Here is a 769-nt window from a genome sequence, read left to right as displayed (position 1 = left end):
AATTAATTTATATCAAAAAGGAGTGGACAATGGAATGTCTACAATCACAATATTCTCTTGACCATCTCAATAACATCGCTTTTGCAATATGCATTAAGTATTGTAAATAATCGGAGATAGCAATGGGAAAAATTTGGCGTTGGTACATGAGTATGTCGTTTATGGTCAAGATGACCGGCGGCTTTTTAATTGGAATCTTGCTTGGAGTTGTACTTGGTGAACATAGTAGCTTTCTAGCACCACTCGGTACACTATTTTTAAACTTATTGAAAATGATCGTAATCCCGCTTGTAATATTTTCTTTGATGGTAGCGGTTAATCACTCAAACCCTAAAGAATTAGGTCGGATAGGATTAAAAATATTTCCTTTCTACCTCTTTTCAACAGGTATCGCAGTAGTCATTGGTATCATCTTAGCTAAAATAACAAACCCAGGGGCTGGTTTTTCTTTGCCTACAGAAGTTGTTATGGATGCTCCTGTTCGCCCCTCCTTTATAGATACACTACTGAATATGGTGCCGAGTAATATTTTTAATGCTCTTGCTCAAGGCAATATTCTAGCAGTAGTTTTTGTTTCCGTCATAGCTGGCTTAGCTATTTTGTTTATGCGCCATTCATTGGATAAAAAGCAGCAAGAAATGGGAGAGTTATTATTTAAACTCATCGAAGCTGGTAATGAAGTAATATCTAAAATCCTTAATGGTATCTTGATATATGCGCCTATTGGAGTATTAGGCATTACTGCTAATACATTTGGAACTCAAGGACT

Annotated in this window: 1 protein-coding gene; it reads left to right on the top strand. The window is 36.2% G+C overall.

Translation table 11 applies throughout. The features are described from left to right. Window positions 1–122: 122 nt before the first annotated feature. Window positions 123–769 (top strand): dicarboxylate/amino acid:cation symporter (locus ACS8FD_RS19615; protein WP_439277096.1); only part of this gene is annotated, 647 nt, incomplete at its 3' end.

The organism is Psychrobacter sp. 1U2, assembly GCF_051847575.1.
Note: the sequence above shows the minus strand (reverse complement) of the source record. Positions and strands in the feature narration are given on the sequence as shown.